The organism is Saccharopolyspora flava (assembly GCF_900116135.1).
In the GTDB taxonomy this organism is placed as follows: domain Bacteria; phylum Actinomycetota; class Actinomycetes; order Mycobacteriales; family Pseudonocardiaceae; genus Saccharopolyspora; species Saccharopolyspora flava.
On record NZ_FOZX01000012.1, the window covers coordinates 86941 to 107020 of the forward strand.

Sequence of the window (20080 nt, forward strand, 5' to 3'; positions counted from 1 at the left end):
CCGGAGATAACTTTACACACCTCTCCGGAGGCCTCGAACGGGGGGTCCCCTTAATCGCCGATCACTCCTTCGCGGTGCCGCTGAGCTGCACGAACGGTTCCAGTGATGCCGGGTTCTGCAGCGCGTCGCGGCTGACGGCCCGCTCGGGCGGGGTTCCGGCGAGGATCTTCTTCACCGGCACCTCCAGCTTCTTGCCGTTCAGCGTCCGCGGGACCTCGTCGACGACGAGGAAGCGGTTCGGGACGTGGCGCGGCGAGAGCTCGATCCGCAGGGCCGCCTTGAGGTCGTCGAGCACGTCCTCCAGCGCGGTCCCCTCCGTCAGGACCAGGAAGCACAGGAGTTCGCCGTCGGTCTCGCCCGCGCCGGAGGTGTCGATCACCAGGGAATCGGCGATCCGCTCGAAACCCTCGACGACGCGGTAGAACTCGGCCGTGCCCATCCGCACCCCGCCGCGGTTGAGGGTCGAGTCGCTGCGGCCGTAGATCACCAGCGAGCCCCGGTCGGTCATCCGGACCCAGTCGCCGTGCCGCCAGACGCCCGGGAACTCGTCGAAGTAGGCCTCCCGCAGGCGGGAACCGTCCGGGTCGTTCCAGAAGAACACCGGCATCGTCGGCATCGGCTTGGTCAGCACCAGCTCGCCGACCTCCTCGTGCAGCTCCTTGCCGAACTCGTCGAAGGACGCCGCCGCGGCGCCCAGCAGCGGGCAGGAGATCTCGCCCAGCCACACCGGGACGTCCGGGCTCGCGCCCACGAACGCCGTGCACAGGTCCGTGCCGCCGGAGACGCTGGCGATCTGCACGTCCGCACCGACCGCGTCGGCCACCCAGCGGAAGCCGTCGGTGGTCAGCGGAGCCCCGGTGGAGCCGACCGCGCGCAGCGCCGAGAGGTCGAACTCGTCCTTCGGGCGCAGCTCCTGCTTCAAGCAGCTCTGGATGAACGGGGCCGAGGTCCCGAAGTAGTTCACCCGGTACCGGGCGGCCAGCTCCCACAGCACCGACAGCGACGGGTGCCCCGGGCTGCCGTCGAACAGCACCAGCGTGGTGCCGGTCAGCAGGCCGCCGATCAGGAAGTTCCACATCATCCAGCCGGTCGTGGTGAACCAGAAGAACCGGTCCCCCGGGCCGAGATCGCAGTGCAGGCCGATGGCCTTGAGGTGCTCCAGGACCATGCCGCCGTGGCCGTGCACGATGCCCTTCGGCAGACCCGTCGTGCCCGACGAGTAGAGGATCCACAGCGGGTGGTCGAACGGCACCGGCGTGAACTCCAGCGGCGCGCCCCGGTGGTGGGCCAGCAGCTCCTGCCAGTCCAGCGCGCCCGGCAGGCCGTGCTCCTCGCCGAGGTAGTCGATCAGGACCGTGGCGGCCAGGCCCGGCATCTCCGCGCGCAGCTGGTCGACGGTCTCGCGGACGTCGAAGCGCCGGCCGCCGTAGCAGTAGCCGTCGACGGCGATGAGGACCTTCGGCTCGATCTGCACGAAGCGGTCCGCGACCGCGCGGGCGCCGAAATCCGGGGAGCACGACGACCAGGTGGCGCCCAGGCTCGCGGCGGCCAGGAACGCCACCAGCGTCTCCGGGCAGTTCGGGGCCAGCGCCGCGACCCGGTCACCGGCGCCCACGCCCAGCTCGGCCAGCGCGGAGCGGGCGGCGGCGACGCGGTGCCGCAGCTCGCCGTAGCCGATCTCCTCGCTGCGCCCGTCCTCGCGGACGAAGACCACCGCCAGGTCCTCGTCGGACTTGCCCTCGCCGTCGCGGAGCGCGTGCTCGGCGTAGTTCAGCGTGGCGCCGGGGAACCAGCGTGCGCCCGGCATGACCTCCTCGGGCAGCACCTGCTCGGCGCGGTCGTGGAAGACGACGTCGAAGAACTCCGCGATCGCCGACCAGAAGCCCGGCAGGTCGGCCACCGACCACTCCCACAGGGCGCGGTAGTCCGGCAGGTCGAGCCCGCGCTGCTCGCGCAGCCACGTGCGGAAGGCGGCCATCCGGCTGGCGGCCACGCCTTCCGGAGTCGGTTCCCACAACAGCTCCGGTGCGGTCGTCATGGGCTACTTCCTAACCCACCGGATGCCGTTCCTGCCAGGGCGAACCTCACCCCGGACCGAGGGAGGTCAGCGAAGGTGCAGGTCGAACCAGTTGCGGGCGCGGCGCCACGCCTCGTCGGCGGCGTCCGGGTCGACGTCGAAGCGGTGCCCGGCGCCCGGGTAGCGGACGACGTCGGTGACCACCTCGGCCGCGTCGGTGACCTCGCGGAGCTTGTCGACCTCGCCGGTCTCCACGTCGTCGCCGTAGAGGCCCAGCCACGGGCAGGCGAGCTCGCCGGCGACCTCCACCAGCGGCGGGAGCTTCGCCGACAGCGGATCGAGGATGCCGGTGCCGCCGACGCTGACCGCGGCGCCGAGCGAACGGCTCGCGGCGACCACCAGCGCGGCCGAGCCGCCGATGTCGAAGCCCATGATCCCCTGCCGGTCGGCGGGGACGCCCTGGTCGGACAGCCACAGGAACGCGGCGTCGGTGTCGGCGAGGATCGAGTCGCCGGAGAGCCTCTGGACCTGCTCGTGCTCGTTCTGGCCCGCGGCGAGCTCGTCGGTGCCGTCGCGGTGGTAGAGGTGCGGGGCGACGGTGAGCCAGCCCTCCTCGGCCAGCGCGCCGCAGAGCTTGCGGACCCGCTCCGTGATGCCGCGCGCCTCGTGCAGGAAGACGAGGCCTCCGCGCACCACGTTGTCGGGCTCGGCGACGGTGAGTCGCAGCGCCGTTCCGTCGGTGAGCGCGATCGTCTCGGTACGGGTTCGGATCATGCCCGGCAGGTAACCACAGGTATGTGAACAGGGGGCAACACCATCATCCATAAGGACCAACCCGGGACCGAAGAGACGCCGATGGGGCCGTCACGATGACAATGAGCGTTGGCAGTGGGCAGTTTTAGCCATAATCACCCATGATCAAAGTCCGTTTTGCCCGGACAATTATGGCTAAAACTGTCCCCCTCCCGGACCCCTCGTCATCGAGCCCTCCTCTCCCGCCCAGCACCGCACCGGGATCGGCACCGCACCGGGATCGGGGGCGGGACGGGAAGGGGACAGCGGTGGTGTGGCGGCGGGTGGGGTCGCGTTAACGTCCTGGGTGTCCGATCGAGGTAGGAGAAGTCGATGAGCGTGCGCACCCGTGCCGACCTGGAGCAGCTGCCGCCCTACGTGGCCGGCCGAACCGTGCCCGGGTCGATCAAGCTGGCCAGCAACGAGGTCTCCGCCGGACCGCTGCCCAGCGCGGTGGCGGCGATCAACGAGGCCGCGAGCCAGGTCCACCGCTACCCCGACATGGGCGTGGGCGCGCTGACCGAGGCGCTGGCCGCGCACTACGACGTCGCGCCGGAGCGGATCGCGGTCGGCTGCGGCTCGGTCGCGCTGTGCGAGCAGCTGGTGCAGGCCACCTGCACCGCCGACGACGAGGTCGTCTTCCCGTGGCGCTCCTTCGAGGCCTACCCGATCATCACGCAGGTCGTGGGCGCCCGGCAGGTCAAGGTGCCGCTGACCGGCGAGCACGCCCTGGACCTCGAGGCGATGCTGGCGGCGATCACCCCGGCCACCCGGCTGATGTTCGTGTGCACGCCGAACAACCCCACCGGCACGCTGGTCCGCAAGGCCGAGCTGGAGGCGTTCCTGGACCGCGTGCCCGAGGACGTCCTGGTGGTGCTCGACGAGGCCTACTTCGAGTTCGTCGACGACGCCGACGCCCCGGACGGGGTGGAGATCACCCGCGTCCGCGACAACGTCGTGTCGATGCGCACCTTCTCCAAGGCCTACGGCCTGGCGGGCGTGCGCGTCGGTTACGCGATCGGACCGGTGCAGGTCGCCGAGGCGCTGCGCAAGGTCACCATCCCGTTCAGCGTCAACGCGCTCGCGCAGACCGCCGCGATCGCCTCGCTGCAGGCCCAGGACGAACTCCGCCGCCGCTGCGCGGACGTGGTCGCCGAGCGCGTCCGGGTGCACCGCGAGCTGGTCGCGATGGGCTACGAGGTTCCGGAGACGCAGGCCAACTTCGTGTGGCTGCCGCTGGGTGAGCGCACCGCGGCGTTCAACGAGCACTGCCTCGACAACCGGGTCGTGGTGCGGGCTTTCGCCGGTGAGGGGGCTCGGGTGACGATCGGGCAGCCGGACGAGAACGACGCGTTCCTGGCCGCCGCGAAGTCCTTCGGCTGACGAGAGCCGTTCTGCCGCTTGAGAGAAGAGCAACGGTGGTGACCGGCGAAGAGAGGGGGAGTACTTCGCCAGCCACCACCGCTGCGTCGTGGCCGTTTGAGCCGAAACGGCCACCCTTTTACGCGTAGCGATCTACGCAGCACCGGAATGTAGTGGCGGGCCGGGCCCACCGCTACAGATCCGACAGGAGATCCACCCGTTCAGGTGGACGGCCCATCCGTCCGGGTCAAGATCAGCCGGTCACCGCGTGGTGGCCCTGCACAGCGACGGGCGCCGGGGCCTCGGGCAGCGACTCGTCGGAGTCGGAAGCCGGCGGCTCGTAGCCCGGGGAGACCTCGGTCGGCGGCTCCTCGGCCGGCGGCTCGCTCGGGTGGTCCTCGATCGGGGCGTTGGCCGCGCACACCACGTTCTGCGGGGAGGCGACCGGCACGACCGCGCCGAGGATCGCGATGTTGTTGCCGCACAGCTGGATCGGCAGCACGCTCGTGTTGTTGCCGTTGCCGATGTTGATGCCGTCGTTGTCGGTGCTGTCGGCGAAGGCCTGGGTACCGCCGATGACCATGCTCGCGGTGCCCATGGCCAGAGCGCCCGCCATGTAAGCCGTCTTGCGCATAGATCGCTTCCTCTTCCTCGTTTCTCGGGGGAACTCCACCATCGGCGGGGTCACCGCAGGTGGACGAGCGTGCCCAGTGGCAGCGTTGCCAGCAGGCGCAGCGCGTCGTCGGGGACGCGGACGCAGCCGTCGCTGCTGGCCTGGCCGAACACCGAGGGTTCCGGCCAGCCGTGCAGCGCGACCGTGCCCGGCCCGCCTCCGTACGTGCTGAAGGTGTTGGAGTGGGTGCCCAGCGGCAGGATGATCGGGCTGAACTTGGTGACCGTCTCCTCGATCGCCGCCATGATGAAGGTCCGGCCGCGCGGGGTCGGCGAGTCCGGCGCTCCGACGCCGACCACCCACTCCCCGATCGGTGCGCCGTCGCGGAGCACCTCGAGCCGCCGCGCGTCGATGTCGACGTCGACCACGTAGGGCGTGCGGGCGCGCTGGATCCGCTGGTCCTCCTGCACCCAGCCGGTGGCGCCGTTGGGCCGGGACGGCAGCAGGACCTGCGCCCACTTGCCCCGCTCGGCGATGACCGGCACCCACGTCGGGTTGTCGAGCTGCTTGGCGGGGAGCTTGGCGAACACAGGTCCGCCGGGCGAGGAGTGCACGGCGGTGTCGGCCTGGACCCGCAGCACCACTCCCTCGGTGTCCCCCTCGGGCGCGGGATCGGCCGGGGCCGTGGGGAATTCGGTGAAGGTGGTGGCGTCGGCCTGCATGCCCAGGTCGGCCCTGGCCATCGCGTAGGCGGGCCGTTCGGCGGGTTCGGCGGCCGCGCACCCGGTCAGCGCGAGGCACGCCAGGCCGAGGGCGGCCGCGAGGGACCTGCCCGCAGGTGCAGTGCCTCCTGCGGTGCGACGTAGGCTCATCATCGGCTCCTGGCCCGTCGACTCCGTGGGCCTCCGGGCCGAAACGCCTTGCGGCGCCCGGAGGTGGGCAGCTGATCCGAGTGATCACATGCCGACGGGAAGCTATCCGGGCGTGCACGCACCACCGCAGCGGCCCGGACCGGGTGACGGTCCACCATTCGGGCTCTGATCAGCGAAAACAGGTCTTCTTCATCGTCAGCCGAGCCGCGTTACTGAGACCTGATCACCTGATCGTGTGGATCTTTTCCCTCGTTCCAGCGACAGCTAGTCCAGTGCGCGGCGCAGGAAGAACCGGATTCCCAAGGTGCCGAACAGCAGCATCGCGACCAGCAGCGCCAGCACGCACACCCACGGCGCCATGTGCGGGATGCCCGGCAGCAGCGCTCCCCGCATCCCCTCGCTGACGTAGGTCAGCGGGTTGATCGCGCACAGCACCTGGAACCAGCGCAGGTGATCCAGCTGCGCCCACGGGAACTGGGTGGCGCCGGTGAACATCAGCGGCGCCAGGATCACCGCGAACATGATGTTGATCCGCCGCGGCGGCACCGCCGCCCCCACCGTCATGCCGACCGCGGCACCCGACGCCGACCCGAGCACCATGCACAGCAGCGCGAACGGCAGGCCGCCGAGATCCCAGTCGATGCGGCCGAGCATCCACACGCCCAGCGGCACCATCAGCACCGCCGCGAACAGCCCGCGCAGCGCGCCGAACAGCATCTTCTCCACCGCCACCCAGCTGATCGGCAACGGCGCCAGCAGCCGGTCCTCGATCTCCCGCGAGTAGGAGAAGTCCAGGACCAGCGGGAACGAGGTGTTCTGCAGCGACACCAGGAACGCGTTGAGCGCGATCATCCCCGGCAGCAGCACCTGCGCGTAGCCGGGCTGGGTGTAGCCGAGCTCGCCGAGGACCTTGCCGAAGATGAACAGCAGCGCCACCGGCTGCACCAGCACCTGAGCCAGGAAGCTCGGCAGCTCGCGGCCGGTGACGAACACGTCGCGGCCGAGGACGGCGAGGAACGCGCGGATCGAGATCATCGCAACTCCCGGCCGGTCAGGTCGATGAAGACGTCCTCCAGCGTCGCCGAGCCCAGCGACAGGTCGTTGACCGGGATCCGCTGCTCGTGCAGGGCCTGGGCGATCGGCCCGAGCAGCCCGGCGGGTTCGGAGGCGACGTAGAGCCGCAGCCGCAGCTCGTCGGCGCCGTCGGGGCTGATCCGCTCGACCTGCTCGACGCCGCGGATCTCGGACAGCAGCCCGGAGATCTTGTCCGGCTCGTAGCCGTCGGCGCGCAGCGTGGCGTCGACGGTGCCGCTGCCGGGCAGCGAGCGGATGAGCGCGTCCGGGGTGTCCAGGGTGAGCAGCCTGCCGTGGTCGACGACGCCGACGCGGTCCGAGAGCTTCTCGGCCTCGTCCATGTCGTGGGTGGTCAGCACCACCGTGACGCCCTCAGAGCGGAGGTCGTCGATGCGGTCGTGCACGAACAGCCGCGCCTGCGGGTCGAGCCCGGTGGAGGGCTCGTCGAGGAACAGCACCTCGGGCTTGTGGATGAGCGCGCGGGCGATCATCAACCGCTGCGCCTGACCGCCGGAGAGGTCGTCGACGCGCGCCTTGGCCTTGTCGGTGAGGCCCATCCGCTCCAGCAGCTCGTCGGCGAGCCGACGCCGCTCGGCGCGGGCGACACCGTGGTAGGTGGCGTGCCAGATGAGGTTCTGCCGCGAGTTCAGCGACCGGTCCAGGTTGACCCGCTGCGGCACGACGGCGACCTTGCGGCGCGCGGCGACCGGGTCGGCGGCCACGTCCACCCCGGCGACCACCGCCTTCCCGCCGGTCGGCTCGACGCGGGTGGTGAGGATGCCCACGGTGGTGGTCTTGCCCGCGCCGTTGGGCCCGAGCAGCCCGAAGACCTCGCCGGCGCGCACCTGGAAGGACAGCCCGTCGACCGCGTTGGACCGGCTCTTGGGATACCGCTTGACCAGCTCGTGGACCTCGACCGCGACCGTCACATCGCCCCCCTGGCTCGGCACTCGATGCTAGTCGCGCCGAGCGGAGGGGTGGCAACGCATTTTTGGCGGGAGGTTTCCTACTCGGCCCGCCGGGCTTCCGACCTCGGTAACCTGTACGGGTGAGCGAGGCGACCGAGCAGCTGACCCCGTGGCTGGGCGACACCGAGATGACGGCCTGGCGCGCCTACATCGTGGGCAGCGCGCTGCTGGAGCACCGGCTCAACAGAGAGCTGCAGCTCACCCACGGCCTGTCGATCGCCGACTACGAGATCATGATCTCGCTGTCGGAGGCCCCGGACATGCAGATGCGGATGAGCGAGCTGGCCAACGGCATCGCCCACTCCAAGAGCCGCATGTCGCACCAGATCCGCAGGCTGGAGAAGGAAGGTCTGGTCCGCCGCCAGGAATGCCCGGAGGACGGCCGAGGCGTCCTCGCGGTCCTCACCGAGGACGGCCTCGCCAAGCTCCGCGAAGCCGCCCCGTCCCACGTCAAGGGCGTCCGCGAGCACATCATCGACCTGCTCGACGACGACGAGAAGAAGACCCTCACCGCCGTCTTCACCCGCCTCACCGACCACCTCCGCAGCCTCGACTGAACCCCGGACCGGCTGTATGCCGATCATCCGCGGTTGGCTACGCTGCGGCGTGGAAGCGTGGCAGAGCGGCCGAATGCACTCGCCTTGAAAGCGAGCGTCGGGAGACCGACCGCGGGTTCGAATCCCGCCGCTTCCGCTTCGCTGACCAGCACAAACACGGCCCGGTAGGGAACTTCCCCACCGGGCCGGTTTGCACCTCGGTCTCAGTTCTCGTCTCAGTGCGTCGTTTCTCCTGCGGTCGGTAGGGGCCTAGCTCGCCTTCTTCTCCTGCGTCGGAACGGGTTTCGGGGTCGCGGGCTTGGGGCCGGCCGAGACCTGGTCGATGGGGAGGACGAGGTTGTGGGTGATGCGGACGTGCCAGTCCAGGGCGTCCAGGCCCATTCGGCCGCTGTCGACGAGGCTCCGGCCGCAGTGAGGACCGCCCACCGGACAGGCGAACCACTCCCGGTCGTCGACGATCACGACCTCCAGCTCCATCTCCCCCACTCTCATAAATCGGACAATCGTGGTGAACGAGTTGAACGCGATTGTAGCTCTTGATCACGTCGATCGATGCAGAAGCCGTGTGTTCACTCGAAGGGGCACATACGGTCGGATTCGTGGCAGACGAGTTGCTGACCTCGGGACAAGTGGCGAAGCGCCTCGGGATCAACCCGAGCACGCTCGCGCGCTATGTCCGCGAAGGGAAGCTGAATCCGTCCCTGACCCTTCCCAGCGGCCACCACAGGTGGACCTGGGAAGACGTGCTCAAACAGCTGCGAGCCCAGCAGGGCGAGAGCTGAACCGCGATTTCAGCTCCACGTCTCACCCCCATCAGTCGGCCTCGAATCACTCTTACAGATATAGACGACTATGTACGTCTACGTACATTCACAGACGTAGAGGTTCATCCTTACAGGTCATGGGTACTCAGGCTGGGTGTCATGTCCTGGGAAGACCGGTCCGGCCGTATCGACCACGGCGCGGCGAAGACCATCTGGCAGCAGGTCGCCGACGACGTCACCGCCGACATCGAGTCGGGCGCGCTGCCGCGGGGTTCCCGGCTGCCCAGCGAGGCCGAGCTCTCCGAGCTCTACGGAGTCGCGCGCGGGACCGTTCGGCGCGCGCTGAGCTCCCTGGTCGAGTCCGGCACGATCACCGTGGTGCACGGACGCGGCACCTTCGTCACCGAGCAGTAGCGCCCGTGACCGGCTTGTCGAAGCGAACCGACGACCTCGCGCCCCGGAAGCCCCTGCTGGGTGCTGACTTTCGGCGGCTTTGGGTTGCTGATGGGCTCAGTCAGATCGGGTCTCGGGTCGGGTTCGTGGTGTTGCCGCTGCTGGCGATCAGCGAGCTCGGGGCTTCGCCGTTCCAGGTGTCGCTGCTGGCCGTGCTGGAGACGGCCGCGTTCCTGGTCGTCGGGTTGCCCGTCGGGGCCTGGTGCGACGGGTGGCGGAACCGGCCCGTGCTGCTCGTCGCCGACGTGGGGCGGGCGGTGGCGCTCGGGTCGCTACCGGTGGCGGCCTGGTTCGGGGTGCTCACGTTGTGGCAGCTGTACCTGGTCGTGGCGGTGGCCGGGGTGCTGACCGTGTTCTTCGACGTCGCGCACCAGTCCTACCTGCCGCGCCTGATCGACCGGTCCCAGCTGGTGGAGGGCAACGCGAAGCTGCAGGCGAACATGTCGGTCGCCGAGGTGACCGGGCCTGCCGCCGGCGGGTTCCTGGTGCAGTTCCTGACCGCGCCGGTGGCGATCGTCGTGAACGCGCTGAGCTTCCTGTGGTCGGCCGGGTGGCTGCGCTCGATCAAGACCTCCGAACCTCCACGGGAGCGAAGCCGGACCCGGCTGGTGCCCGAGATCCGGGAGGGGCTGCGGTTCGTCTTCGGGCATCCGATCCTGCGGGCGGTCGCGTGCAGCGGGGCGTGCGTCGTGTTCTTCCAGTCGATGAGCATCGCGATCGCGATCGCGTTCCTGTCGCTGGAAATCGGCCTGTCGCCCGGGGAAGTGGGACTGCTCGCCAGCATCGGCCCGCTCGGGGCGGTGGCGGCGGCGCTGACCACGAACGCCCTGGCGCGTCGGATCGGGCAGGCGCGGTTGATGCTCGTGGCGATCGTCGGGCTCGGTGCCGGGATGCTGCTGGTGCCGCTGACCGGACCCGGCGTGCAGGTCGCGTGGTACGCGATCGGCGGCGTGATCAGCGGGTTCTGCCTCATCTCGCTGAACGTCGTGGAGGTCAGCTTCCGCCAGATGCTGTGCCCCGACCACCTGCTGGGCCGGATGAACGCCACGATGCGGTTCATGCTCCGCGCCACCGCCCCGTTCGGCGCCCTGCTCGGCGGCATCAGCGGCACCCACCTCGGGATGCGCACGACCCTGTGGATCGCGGCCATCGGCGTCCTGCTGTCCTCCGCCTGGCTGCTCACCTCACCGCTGCGCCACACCCGAGACCTCCCGCTGGAGGACGCACCGGCCTCCTCGGTGACGGCCTGACCGGGATGTCGGTGGGGCTTGGCAAGGTGCCGGGCATGATCTTCTGGTCACTGCTCGACGTGGAACGGGCGATTCGGGATTCGTGGGGTGCGGACACCTGCGCGCCGGAGGACGTTCCGGACTGGCATCCCGGCAACCCCGCTCGCGGCCAGTGCGGCACCACGGCGCTCGTGCTGCACGACTTCTTCGGCGGGGAACTCATGTGCGGGCCCGTCCACCGCGACGGCGAGCACGTCGACTACCACTGGTGGAACCGCTTCGGCGACGGCCTGGAAGTGGACCTGACCCGCGAGCAGTTCGCCCCCGACGAACTCGTCGGCGAAGGCGCCCAGGTCCCCCGCCCCACGGGCAAGACCCGCACGGACGCGGAGTACGAGCTCCTCCGCCGGAGAGTCCGCGAGCGGCTCGGGGGTTAGATCCGCACGGTCACTGCGTGATCGCAGTTTCATGACTGGGCACCAGTACCGGCACAGACGTTTCAAGAGGAACGCGACCAAGACGACCCAAGCTTCAGTAGAGGCGACCCACTACGGGTACGTTTCGAAACGAACGCGACCGAGGCGACCCAAGCTTTGGTAGACGCGCCCCACTACGGATACGTTTCGAAAGGCAGGGGAAATTTCGTTTGAAATTGGCAGACCGCACAACGCGAGGAAACCACGAAACGAAGCCAATTTCGGACGAAATTGCCCCTCCGTACGCACCCGAAGTACCCCGCGGAGCGCTCCCAAGACGACCCCGTGGAGGTCGGGACAGTTTTCATGAAAACTGTCACTCCACCCACACGACGGAACCCCAAAACCCCAGCTCAGACGCCTCGAGGGTTGGAAGTTCTCCCCACAGAGGGCCCCAGTGGGGTTGGACAGTTTTCATGAAAACTGTCACCACCCCCACGGGGTTCCTCGGGAGCGCTTCGCGGGGTCGAGCTGCTTGCGTGCGGAGTGGCAATTTCTCCAGAAATTGGCTTCGTCTTGGGGTTTTCTCGCGTTGTGGGGTCTGCCAATTTCAGAAGAAATTGCCACGGCCTATCGAAACGTACCCGTAGCGGGTCACCTCTACTAAAGATTGGGTCGCCTTGGTCACGTTCCTTTTGAAACGTATCCTTAGTCATAACTGTCGCCCTCCGACCCCGAAATGTCCGGATAGTTATGGCTAAAACTGTCCCCTGGTGACGTTCGAGTCCGACTCTGCCGACGCACCTGCCAGGGGGACGTCTCCGCTTCCGGGGGTCACGTCTTGTTCGTGGGGAGGGGACAGTTTTCATGAGAACTGTCCCCTCTCCTCAGGGGTGACCTCGGGTTTGTCCTTGTGGGGGAGTTGGTTTGGGGGCGGTTTTCATGAAAACTGCGCCACCGTCGGACGTCCCGTGGGGCCGGGTCAGAGCCAGCCGGTGTTCATTCGGGTGAGGTGGTTGTGGAGTTCCGCCTGCCAGTCGACCTGGTCGATGGCGGCGTAGTCGATGTTGAGGACGTTGGTGAGGTCGCGGCCGCTGGTGAGCAGGCCCGCCTTCTTGTCGCCCTCGATGACCGCGTCGAGGCCGTCGTGGCCCGCGATGAAGGTGACCTCCAGCTGCTTGAGGCGCGGGTAGTTCGGGGAGCCGTGGAACTCGATCTCCTGGTAGAACGGCAGCGTCTGGCGGGTTCCGCGCAGGTGCCCGGCCTCGCAGTCGACGCGGTGCAGGTGGAAGCCGAGCCGCTCGACCGCCTCCAGCAGTACGTGCTGGGCCGGGAGCGCGCCCACGCCGATCGGATCGGTGTCGGTGGCGTCCACGGCGCCGCTGATCTCCAGGCGGGTGCGGACCGCGACCTCGCCGCCCGGCAGGTGGCGGCCGGCGTAGAAGGTGATCGGCGTTTCCAGCGGCACGACCGCCTGGAACGGCAGCTCCACGACCTGACCGGGCTGCAGCTCGACGCCCTCGCCGACCCGCTGCTGCCCGAACGCGCGCTTGGACTCGGTCTCGCCGTCGTCGGTCTCGCGCTCCACGCGGGTCACGAACTCGACCGACACGCCGTCCAGCCGCTGCGGGACCTCGCCGCCGCGCAGCCGGACGACGCCCTGCACTTGACCTCCCGGCTGGACGCCCGGGGTGTGCAGCTCGGTCTCCACGTCGGCGCCGCCCACGCCGACCGCCGCCAAAAGCTTCTTGAACATGCGCCCCAGTCTCGCGCCCACGCGTCGCGCGCGGACCCCGAACGCCGAAGATTTCAGCCCCTTCTCAGCAACCCGCGAAGCGCGTCTCGCGGGTATAGCGTCGGGACATGGCTCAGATCGATTTCCAGTCCCGTGTAGGTGTGTGGTGGACCAGCGACGCCTGGCCGATCCAAGACGTGCAGGCCCGGGCGAAGGAGTTGGAATCGCTCCGGTACGGGTCGCTGTTCTACGGAGAAGCGTTCGGCAAGGACTCGCTGACGCAGGCCTCGGCGCTGCTGGGCGCCACCGAGCGGCTCGTGGTCGGCACCGGCATCGCCAACATCCACGCGCGTGACGCGACGGCCGCCGAGTCCGGCGGGCGCACGCTCAGCGCGCTGCACCCCGGCCGGTTCGTGCTCGGGCTCGGCGTCAGCCACGGCCCCCTGGTCGAGGGGAACGCGGGGACCTACCGCAAGCCGCTGGCGACCATGCGCGACTACCTGCGGCGGATGGACGAGCTGCCCGCCGAGATCGAGCCCGGGGCGCCGCGGCCCACCCGGCTGCTGGCCGCCCTCGGCCCCAAGATGATCGAGCTGTCGGGCACCGTCGCCGACGGCGCGCACCCCTACCTGATCACCCCGGAGCAGACCGCGAGCACCCGCGAGCTGCTCGGCCCGGACAAGTGGGTCGTCAGCGAGCAGGCCGTCGCGCTGACCACCGACCGGGAGGTCGGGCTGCGGCGGGCCCACCAGCACCTGCACATGTACTCGCAGCTGCCGAACTACCGGAACTCCTGGCTGCGGCAGGGCTTCGACGAGTCCGACCTCGTCATCGGCGGTTCGGACAAGCTCGCCGAGCACCTGGTGGCCATCGGCGACGCCGAGTCGATCGCCGCGCACGTGCGGCGGCACTTCGACGCCGGTGCCGATCACGTGGTCATCCAGGTTCTCGGGGACGGTCCCGCCGACGACCCGCTGCCCGCCTTGCGCGAGCTCGCGCCGGCGCTCGATCTGTGAGCCTGACGTCAGGGTGACGGACCGGTGATCTTGGGTGGTTAGGGTCGGCGCGTGAGTGGAACCGAGCAAGAACACCCCCACGACACCGAAGACCTGGTCCGGCTGGTGCTCCTCACGCGCCAGGAGCTGGGCTGGGACCACGCGAGGCTCGCCGCGTCGGCCGGCGTCGCCGAGTCCGACGTGGCGCGCTTCGAGGCCCACCGGATCGTCCCGGCCAAGCCGCTGGCGCTCCGGTTCCTCGAAGCCATGGGCGTCGTCGTCCAGGCGTGAACCCGCTGGTCGCGGTGGGTTCACCGGCTGGACGGCGGCCTCGGGGAACGATGTCGGCCCGGGGCTGCGAGCATGGTGTCCGTGGATGAGACACAGGACGTGAAGGCCCGGCCGAAGCCCACCGGCGCCGCCGTGTGCGCGCACCTCGGGATCGGGGTCGACGACGAACAGGCGAAGCTGGCCCGCGACCGCCTCAACAAGTCGCTGGCCCACTACCGGGTGGCGCTGCTGGCGGGCGAGCGCGCCGACGCGGAGACCGTCGGCGCCTGAGCACCCCCGCCGGGTGCGGTCTCGCCGACATCAGGACGCGGCGAGGCTCCTCCGCCCGCGCGGAACAGCGGAAGCGGGGCGCGGACGGATCCGCACCCCGCTTCGCACCTGCCCCCGTCAGATCGCGTTGTGGCCGTGCGGAACGGCCGTTCCCCGAGCGTGCTCGGCGAACGTGCTCAGCTGGGACTGGCGCAGCGCCGCCCGCTGCTCGCGGGTCTGCATCCCGTTGACGGCCTCGGTGCTGTGCGAGTACGCCTCGATCACGTTGGCCAGGCCCTTGGCGTTGCGCTCCAGCGCGACGTGGTCGATGTTGCCGAGGTGATCGCCGGGCTGGTGGTAGTTCGGGTCGAACGCGACGCCCGCGGTGCCGCCCCACTTGGCCGCCTGGGCCTCGGTCTTGACCTCCTCGGCGCCGGTGAACAGGCCGCCCGCCGGGATGCCGTTGGCGATGAACTCGCCGTAGTCGGAGCGCCCGTCGAAGTCGGTGCCCTCCAGCTCCACGCCCTGCGCGGCCATCGCCGCGGTCAGGTCCTGCTCGATCTGCCCCGAGCCCTGCGGTCCCGGTCCCGAGCCGACGCCGTCGGAGTCGTCGCCGTCGTAGGCGAGGTAGGCGGCGTTCGGCGAACCGATCATGTCGAAGTTCAGGTACAGGGCGATGTCGAGCTGCTGCTCGAAGGTCAGGCTCTGCACGTACTTCGTGGAGCCGACCAGGCCGGACTCCTCCGCGCCCCACCAGGCGAAGCGGACCGCGTTCTCCGACTGCGGGCTGCCGCCCATGCGCAGCGCGGTCTCCAGCAGCCCGGCGCTGCCGCTGCCGTTGTCGTTGATGCCCGGTCCCTCCGGCACGCTGTCGAGGTGCGCGCCGGCCATCACGACGTTGTCCGGGCGGCCGGTGCGGGTCTGGGCGACGACGTTGCGGGTGGTGACGGTCTCCAGCCGCGACTGGACGTCCAGCTTCACCTCGGCGCCCGCCTGCCCGGCCAGGGCCTGCCCGACCTGCATGGACGTGCCGGCGCTGGGGATGCGCGCATCGGCGGGGTCGCCGAGCGTGCCGTTGAGCGGGCCCTCGACGTTGTTGTAGATGATCACACCCACGGCGCCCGCGTCGGCCGCGACCTGCTGCTTCTCGGCGAAGGTGCAGGAGCCGCGCTGGATCAGCGCGACCGAGCCCGCCACGTCGGGACCGAAGTCGGTGGCCTCGCAGCCCGGCGTGTCGTCGACGGCGGCGACCGACAGCGGCGCGGTGATGCCGCCCTGCGGGGTGGCCGGGGAGTACTCCAGCGCGTCGCCCTCGGTGGGCTGACCGGCGACCGCGAGGCTGAAGGAGTCCAGGTAGAAGGCGTCGTAGGTGAACTCCGGCGTGGTCACGTCGAAACCCGCGCCGCGCAGCTTGCCCGCCACGTAGTCGACGCTCGCCTCGTAGCCGGGCAGCCCGGAGGCGCGGTTGCCGTCGTTGAGGTCGGCGATGCGCTGCAACGCGACCAGGTGTCGGTTCACCGCGTCGCCGGTGACCCGGTCACCGAGTCCCGCGGGGGCGGCCGAGGCCGGGGCGATGGCGACCAGCGCGGCCGCGCAGGTGGCGGCCAGCGCCGCCGCGGTGCGTCTGGGTGTGATGGTTCGCGAACTCATCCTGCTCCCCCGTTTTGAGTGGAATGGGTGAATGAGGCTCCCAGTCAAGCGAAACCCGAACGAGTTCAGAAGTGGGAATGTTTCCCGTTTTTCCCGCCCGGTCCCGGGTTCTCGGTTTTCGCTCCGCCCGAGGCTGACTACCGTCACGGGCATGCATGGGATTTCAATCAGCGAGCCGGGCGGCCCCGACGTTCTGGTGTGGACGGAGCACCCGGACCCCGAACCCGGCCCCGGCGAGGTCGTCATCGACATCGCCGCCGGTGCCGTCAACCGCGCCGATCTCGCTCAGCGCCAAGGCAACTACCCGCCGCCGAAGGGCGCAAGCGACATCCCCGGACTGGAGTGTTCCGGCACCATCGCCGAGATCGGTGACGGCGTCACCGGCTGGAACGTCGGCGACGAGGTGTGCGCGCTGCTCGCGGGCGGCGGCTACGCCGAGCGGGTCGCGGTCCCGGCCGCGCAGGTGCTGCCCAAGCCCGACGGCGTGGACCTGGTGGAGGCGGCGGGCATCCCCGAGGTCGCCTGCACGGTCTGGTCGAACGTGGTGATGGAGGCCGGTCTCCGCGAGGGGCACCTGTTCCTGGTGCACGGCGGCGCGGGCGGCATCGGCACCTGCGCCATCCAGGTCGCCAAGGCGCTGGGCGCGCGGGTCGCGGCGACCGCGGGATCGGCGGAGAGCCGGGCGCTGTGCGCGGAGCTGGGCGCGGACCCGGTGATCTCCTACCGCGACGAGGACTTCGTCGAGGTCGTCAAGGAGCTCGGCGGCGCGAACGTCATCCTGGACAACATGGGAGCGTCCTACTTGGACCGCAACCTCTCGGCGCTGGCGCCCGACGGGTTCCTGGCGGTGATCGGCATGCAGGGCGGCGCCAAGGCCGAGCTGAACATGGGCAAGATGCTGATGAAGCGGCTGCGGATGTCGATGCTCGGGCTGCGCGGCCGTCCCGTCGAGGGCCCGAACGGCAAGGCCCGGATCGTCGCCGACGTGCGCGAGCGCCTCTGGCCGCTGGTCGAAGCGGGGAAGGTCCGGATGCCGGTGCACGCCCGCGTCCCGATGGCCGAGGCCTCCCGCGCCCACGCCACCCTCGAAGCAGGCGACGTCCGGGGCAAGATCCTCCTGGTGCGCTGAGGACGCGGATGTCGCGCGCGGGTCCGGCCCCGCGCGGCATTCCCGCCCGCTCAGGTGAGGGTCGAGACCGCCTGGAGGAGCAGGTCGATCTCCGCGGTGCTGGTGTAGTGGGCCAGGCCCACGCGCACGGCCCCGCCCACCTCGGCCGCGCCCAGGGCCGCGAACACGCCGTGGCTGCCGGGGTCGGCGAAGGCGCAGATGCCCTGGTCGGCGAGGTGCGCGACCGCGTCCTCGGCCTTCACTCCGTTGACGGTGAAGGCCACCGCCGGGATGCGCCGCATCGAGTCGCCGATGAGCACCACGTCGTCGATCCTGCGCAGCCCGCTGGTGAGGGAGCTCAGCAGCCCGGCCTGGTAGGACTTCACCGCGCGCAGCGAGGTCAGCAGCCGCTCGCGGCGGGGGCCGACGGCGGCGTCGTCGAGCCCGGCGAGGTAGTCCACCGAGGCGACCAGGCCCGCCAGCAGCGGCAGCGCGTGCGGGCCCATCTCCAGCCGCTCCGGGCCGCGGGCGCTGTGGTCCAGCGCCACCGACGGCAGGTGGTCGAGCATCGCCGGGTCGCGGAACGCCAGCGCGCCCACCTGCGGACCGCCCCACGCGGAGGCGTTGACGGCGACGACGTCGGCGCCGAGCTCGGTGATGTCCAGCGGCACGAACGGGGCCGCCGCGGAGGCGTCGACGACCAGCAGCGCGTCGTGCTCCTCGGCGGCTTCGGCGACCGGGCGCAGGTCCGGCCGGGTGCCGACCGCGCCGGAGGCGGCGGTGACCGCCACGACCTTGGTGCGCGGGGTGACCAGCTCACCGTACTGCCAGGTCGGCAGCTCGCAGGTCTCGATGTCGATCTCCGCCCAGCGCACGGTGGAGCCGGAGCGCTGGGCGGCGCGCTGCCACGGGTCGACGTTGGCGGGCGAGTCGAGGCGGGACACCACGACGTCGTCGCCGATCATCCAGCCGTCGCCGAGCGCGTCGGCGAGCCGCCCGAGGAGCACGGCCGAGTTCGGCCCGAGCACCACCCCGGACGGCTTGGCACCTACGAGATCCGCGATCGCACGACGGGCGGCCTCCACGATCGCCTCGGCGCGCTGCGACGCGGGGAAGTTCCCGCCAGGCCCGGACACCGGGGCCCGCAGCGCCGTCGACGCCGCCGTGGCCACCTGCTCGGGAACCTGCATGCCCGCCGGGGCGTCCAGGTGCACCCACCCGTCGCCGAGCGCGGGGAAGAGTCCGCGAACCGCCGCGACGTCGAACGCCATGGTCGAAGACATTACGCAAGCGCGGGCCGCGTTTCCGCCTCCGGGTGTCCATTACCGCATCACTCGTGATCCGTTTCCCCAGCGCTGCGGGCGAGTCGGGGCGACCGGCCGCGCGCGGGCGCGGCAGACTGGAAGCATGGGAGGCATGAACGAACAACAGCGCCCGCAGGTGTTCGTGGTCGGCGAGGACGGCAACCCCGTCGGCGCCGCCTCGTCCGACGCCGCCGCCGAGGCGGGCGACGAGGCCCCGGAGCAGGGCGAGGACATCAACGGCATGGTCGAGCAGCCGGCCAAGGTGATGCGCATCGGCACGATGATCAAGCAGCTGCTGGAGGAGGTCCGCCAGGCCCCGCTGGACGAGGCCAGCCGCAGCAGGCTCAAGGAGATCCACCAGTCCTCGATCCGGGAGCTGGAGCAGGGTCTGGCGCCGGAGCTCATCGAGGAGCTGGAGCGGCTGTCGCTGCCGTTCGCGCAGGAGAGCACGCCGTCGGACGCCGAGCTGCGGATCGCCCAGGCCCAGCTGGTGGGCTGGCTGGAGGGCCTGTTCCACGGCCTGCAGACGGCCCTGTTCGCCCAGCAGATGGCCGCGCGGGCCCAGCTGGAGCAGATGCGGCGCGGCCTGCCCGCGGGATCCGGCGAAGCGGACATGGGTCCGCTGAAGGGCACTGGGCAGTACCTCTAACCGCTCACGGGGTAACGGTAGGTAGCGCCCGACGTCAAGCGGGCGCTACCCCTTCGAGTGATGCCCAGGCCGAGTGTGCGCAGCCGTGGTCGGTACTCTTTCGCTCGTGCATGCTACGAGCACGCTAGACCGACCTCCGGCGCCGTCTGAGATCTCGCCGCGGTCCTGGCGAAAAGCGTTCAAGGACATCCGTGACGCCCTCGGCCAGCGACAGCTGTGGGCGCATCTGGGCTGGCAGGACATCAAGCAGCGCTATCGGCGCTCCGTCATCGGCCCGCTGTGGATCACCATCAGCATGGCCGTCACGGTCACCGCACTCGGTCTGCTGTACTCGCAGCTGTTCGGGCAGCCGCTGGCCGAGCACCTGCCCTACCTGGCCGTGGGCTTCATCGTGTGGGGCTTCATCGGCAACTGCGTCAACGACGGCTCCGAGGTCTTCATCTCCAACGAGGGCCTGATCAAGCAGCTCCCCGCGCCCGTGAGCATCCACGTGCTGCGGCTGCTGTGGCGGCAGGTGCTGTTCTTCGCGCACAACCTCGTCGTCTACTTCGTGCTGCTGTTCGTCTTCCCGCACCCGCTGAGCTGGACGGTGCTGCTGGCGATCCCGGCGTTCGCGCTCATCGCGGTCAACGGCGCCTGGGTGATCCTGGTGGTCGGCACCATCTCCACCCGGTTCCGCGACATCCCGCCGGTGACCCAGAGCATCGTGCAGCTGATGTTCTTCATGACCCCGATCGTGTGGAACTACGACCAGTTCAAGTCGAACCCGAACCCGGCGATCGCCGAGCGCGCGAAGCTCGCCGAGATCAACCCGTTCATGCACTTCCTGGAGATCATCCGGCAGCCCATGCTCGGCAGCCCCATCGCCTGGCACCACTGGCTGGTGTGCGGCGCGATCACCGTCGTCGGCTGGGCCTTGGCGCTGATCGTGCTGCGCAACTACCGTGCCCGTGTCTCCTACTGGGTCTGAGTGAGGCCGAAT

Annotated in this window: 22 protein-coding genes and 1 tRNA gene; 13 read left to right on the forward strand and 10 right to left on the reverse strand. The window is 70.1% G+C overall.

Annotation, left to right across the window (positions count from 1 at the left end; all coding sequences use genetic code 11):
- Positions 1-61: 61 nt before the first annotated feature.
- Together BM424_RS25500 and BM424_RS25505 are read right to left on the reverse strand one after the other, a co-directional pair.
- Positions 62-2038 carry an acetoacetate--CoA ligase gene (locus BM424_RS25500; protein ID WP_093423013.1) on the reverse strand — a complete coding sequence of 659 codons (1977 nt, stop codon included), beginning with the start codon at positions 2036-2038 and terminating at the stop codon, positions 62-64.
- 66 nt (positions 2039-2104) lie between these two features.
- Positions 2105-2791 (reverse strand): dienelactone hydrolase family protein, encoded by a 687-nt coding sequence (locus BM424_RS25505; RefSeq protein WP_093423015.1) that lies wholly within the window; start codon positions 2789-2791, stop codon positions 2105-2107.
- A 351-nt stretch (positions 2792-3142) separates the two neighbouring features.
- Between BM424_RS25505 and hisC the strand changes: the two genes are divergently transcribed.
- Entirely contained in the window at positions 3143-4192 is a 1050-nt protein-coding gene (hisC, locus tag BM424_RS25510) for a histidinol-phosphate transaminase (RefSeq protein WP_093423018.1), read from the forward strand.
- Between the two features lie 232 nt (positions 4193-4424).
- On the opposite strand, the gene BM424_RS25515 is transcribed toward hisC, so the two are convergent.
- The 4 genes from BM424_RS25515 to BM424_RS25530 form a co-directional block, all read right to left on the reverse strand.
- Positions 4425-4805 carry a hypothetical protein gene (locus BM424_RS25515; protein ID WP_139274161.1) on the reverse strand — a complete coding sequence of 127 codons (381 nt, stop codon included), beginning with the start codon at positions 4803-4805 and terminating at the stop codon, positions 4425-4427.
- 50 nt (positions 4806-4855) lie between these two features.
- Positions 4856-5656 (reverse strand): L,D-transpeptidase family protein, encoded by an 801-nt coding sequence (locus BM424_RS25520; protein ID WP_093423020.1) that lies wholly within the window; start codon positions 5654-5656, stop codon positions 4856-4858.
- 264 nt (positions 5657-5920) lie between these two features.
- Entirely contained in the window at positions 5921-6691 is a 771-nt protein-coding gene (locus BM424_RS25525; RefSeq protein ID WP_093423023.1) for an ABC transporter permease, read from the reverse strand.
- Positions 6688-7659, reverse strand: coding sequence for an ABC transporter ATP-binding protein (locus BM424_RS25530; RefSeq protein ID WP_093423025.1), 972 nt, complete (start codon positions 7657-7659; stop codon positions 6688-6690). Before BM424_RS25530 ends, BM424_RS25525 begins: the two co-directional genes overlap by 4 nt.
- A gap of 167 nt (positions 7660-7826) precedes the next feature.
- On the opposite strand from BM424_RS25530, the gene BM424_RS25535 reads away from it, so the two are divergent.
- Together BM424_RS25535 and BM424_RS25540 are read left to right on the forward strand one after the other, a co-directional pair.
- Complete coding sequence (locus tag BM424_RS25535) at positions 7827-8255, forward strand: MarR family winged helix-turn-helix transcriptional regulator (RefSeq protein WP_093423182.1); 429 nt, start codon at positions 7827-7829, stop codon at positions 8253-8255.
- A 51-nt stretch (positions 8256-8306) separates the two neighbouring features.
- Positions 8307-8391: transfer RNA gene (locus BM424_RS25540), tRNA-Ser, on the forward strand.
- Between the two features lie 113 nt (positions 8392-8504).
- Here BM424_RS25540 and BM424_RS25545 read toward each other — a convergent pair.
- Positions 8505-8732 (reverse strand): hypothetical protein, encoded by a 228-nt coding sequence (locus BM424_RS25545; RefSeq protein ID WP_093423028.1) that lies wholly within the window; start codon positions 8730-8732, stop codon positions 8505-8507.
- A gap of 122 nt (positions 8733-8854) precedes the next feature.
- Here BM424_RS25545 and BM424_RS25550 point away from each other — a divergent pair, with 122 nt between their 5' ends.
- The 4 genes from BM424_RS25550 (at position 8855) to BM424_RS25565 (ending at position 11138) form a co-directional block, all read left to right on the forward strand.
- Positions 8855-9037 (forward strand): MerR family DNA-binding transcriptional regulator, encoded by a 183-nt coding sequence (locus BM424_RS25550; RefSeq protein WP_093423030.1) that lies wholly within the window; start codon positions 8855-8857, stop codon positions 9035-9037.
- Between the two features lie 141 nt (positions 9038-9178).
- Positions 9179-9433 carry a GntR family transcriptional regulator gene (locus BM424_RS25555; protein WP_093423033.1) on the forward strand — a complete coding sequence of 85 codons (255 nt, stop codon included), beginning with the start codon at positions 9179-9181 and terminating at the stop codon, positions 9431-9433.
- A 5-nt stretch (positions 9434-9438) separates the two neighbouring features.
- Entirely contained in the window at positions 9439-10722 is a 1284-nt protein-coding gene (locus tag BM424_RS25560; RefSeq protein WP_245776124.1) for an MFS transporter, read from the forward strand.
- Positions 10723-10757: 35 nt separating this feature from the next.
- Positions 10758-11138 (forward strand): YunG family protein, encoded by a 381-nt coding sequence (locus BM424_RS25565; protein WP_093423035.1) that lies wholly within the window; start codon positions 10758-10760, stop codon positions 11136-11138.
- Positions 11139-12099: 961 nt separating this feature from the next.
- Here BM424_RS25565 and BM424_RS25570 read toward each other — a convergent pair.
- Entirely contained in the window at positions 12100-12873 is a 774-nt protein-coding gene (locus BM424_RS25570; RefSeq protein ID WP_093423038.1) for a sporulation protein, read from the reverse strand.
- Positions 12874-12980: 107 nt separating this feature from the next.
- Between BM424_RS25570 and BM424_RS25575 the strand changes: the two genes are divergently transcribed.
- The 3 genes from BM424_RS25575 to BM424_RS28580 all read left to right on the forward strand — a co-directional run bounded on the left by BM424_RS25575 (position 12981) and on the right by BM424_RS28580 (position 14408).
- On the forward strand, positions 12981-13868 hold the full coding sequence (locus BM424_RS25575) for an LLM class F420-dependent oxidoreductase (protein WP_093423041.1): 888 nt from the start codon (positions 12981-12983) through the stop codon (positions 13866-13868).
- A gap of 51 nt (positions 13869-13919) precedes the next feature.
- On the forward strand, positions 13920-14138 hold the full coding sequence (locus tag BM424_RS25580) for a helix-turn-helix domain-containing protein (RefSeq protein WP_093423043.1): 219 nt from the start codon (positions 13920-13922) through the stop codon (positions 14136-14138).
- Positions 14139-14219: 81 nt separating this feature from the next.
- Complete coding sequence (locus BM424_RS28580) at positions 14220-14408, forward strand: hypothetical protein (RefSeq protein ID WP_139274162.1); 189 nt, start codon at positions 14220-14222, stop codon at positions 14406-14408.
- Positions 14409-14525: 117 nt separating this feature from the next.
- Here the strand turns inward: BM424_RS28580 and BM424_RS25585 are convergent, their stop codons facing one another.
- Complete coding sequence (locus BM424_RS25585; protein WP_093423045.1) at positions 14526-16037, reverse strand: M28 family metallopeptidase; 1512 nt, start codon at positions 16035-16037, stop codon at positions 14526-14528.
- A 151-nt stretch (positions 16038-16188) separates the two neighbouring features.
- Between BM424_RS25585 and BM424_RS25590 the strand changes: the two genes are divergently transcribed.
- Positions 16189-17166 carry an NAD(P)H-quinone oxidoreductase gene (locus tag BM424_RS25590; RefSeq protein ID WP_093423048.1) on the forward strand — a complete coding sequence of 326 codons (978 nt, stop codon included), beginning with the start codon at positions 16189-16191 and terminating at the stop codon, positions 17164-17166.
- Between the two features lie 50 nt (positions 17167-17216).
- Here BM424_RS25590 and BM424_RS25595 read toward each other — a convergent pair whose 3' ends face one another.
- A complete protein-coding gene (locus BM424_RS25595) occupies positions 17217-18416 on the reverse strand; it encodes a cysteine desulfurase-like protein (RefSeq protein ID WP_093423050.1) in 1200 nt (399 codons plus the stop codon).
- 145 nt (positions 18417-18561) lie between these two features.
- Between BM424_RS25595 and BM424_RS25600 the strand changes: the two genes are divergently transcribed.
- Together BM424_RS25600 and wzm are read left to right on the forward strand one after the other, a co-directional pair.
- Positions 18562-19098, forward strand: a complete 537-nt coding sequence (locus tag BM424_RS25600) for a bacterial proteasome activator family protein (protein WP_245776125.1) — start codon at positions 18562-18564, stop codon at positions 19096-19098.
- Between the two features lie 106 nt (positions 19099-19204).
- Positions 19205-20068 carry a galactan export ABC transporter permease subunit Wzm/RfbD gene (wzm, locus tag BM424_RS25605; protein WP_175548265.1) on the forward strand — a complete coding sequence of 288 codons (864 nt, stop codon included), beginning with the start codon at positions 19205-19207 and terminating at the stop codon, positions 20066-20068.
- The last annotated feature ends 12 nt before the right edge of the window (positions 20069-20080 follow it).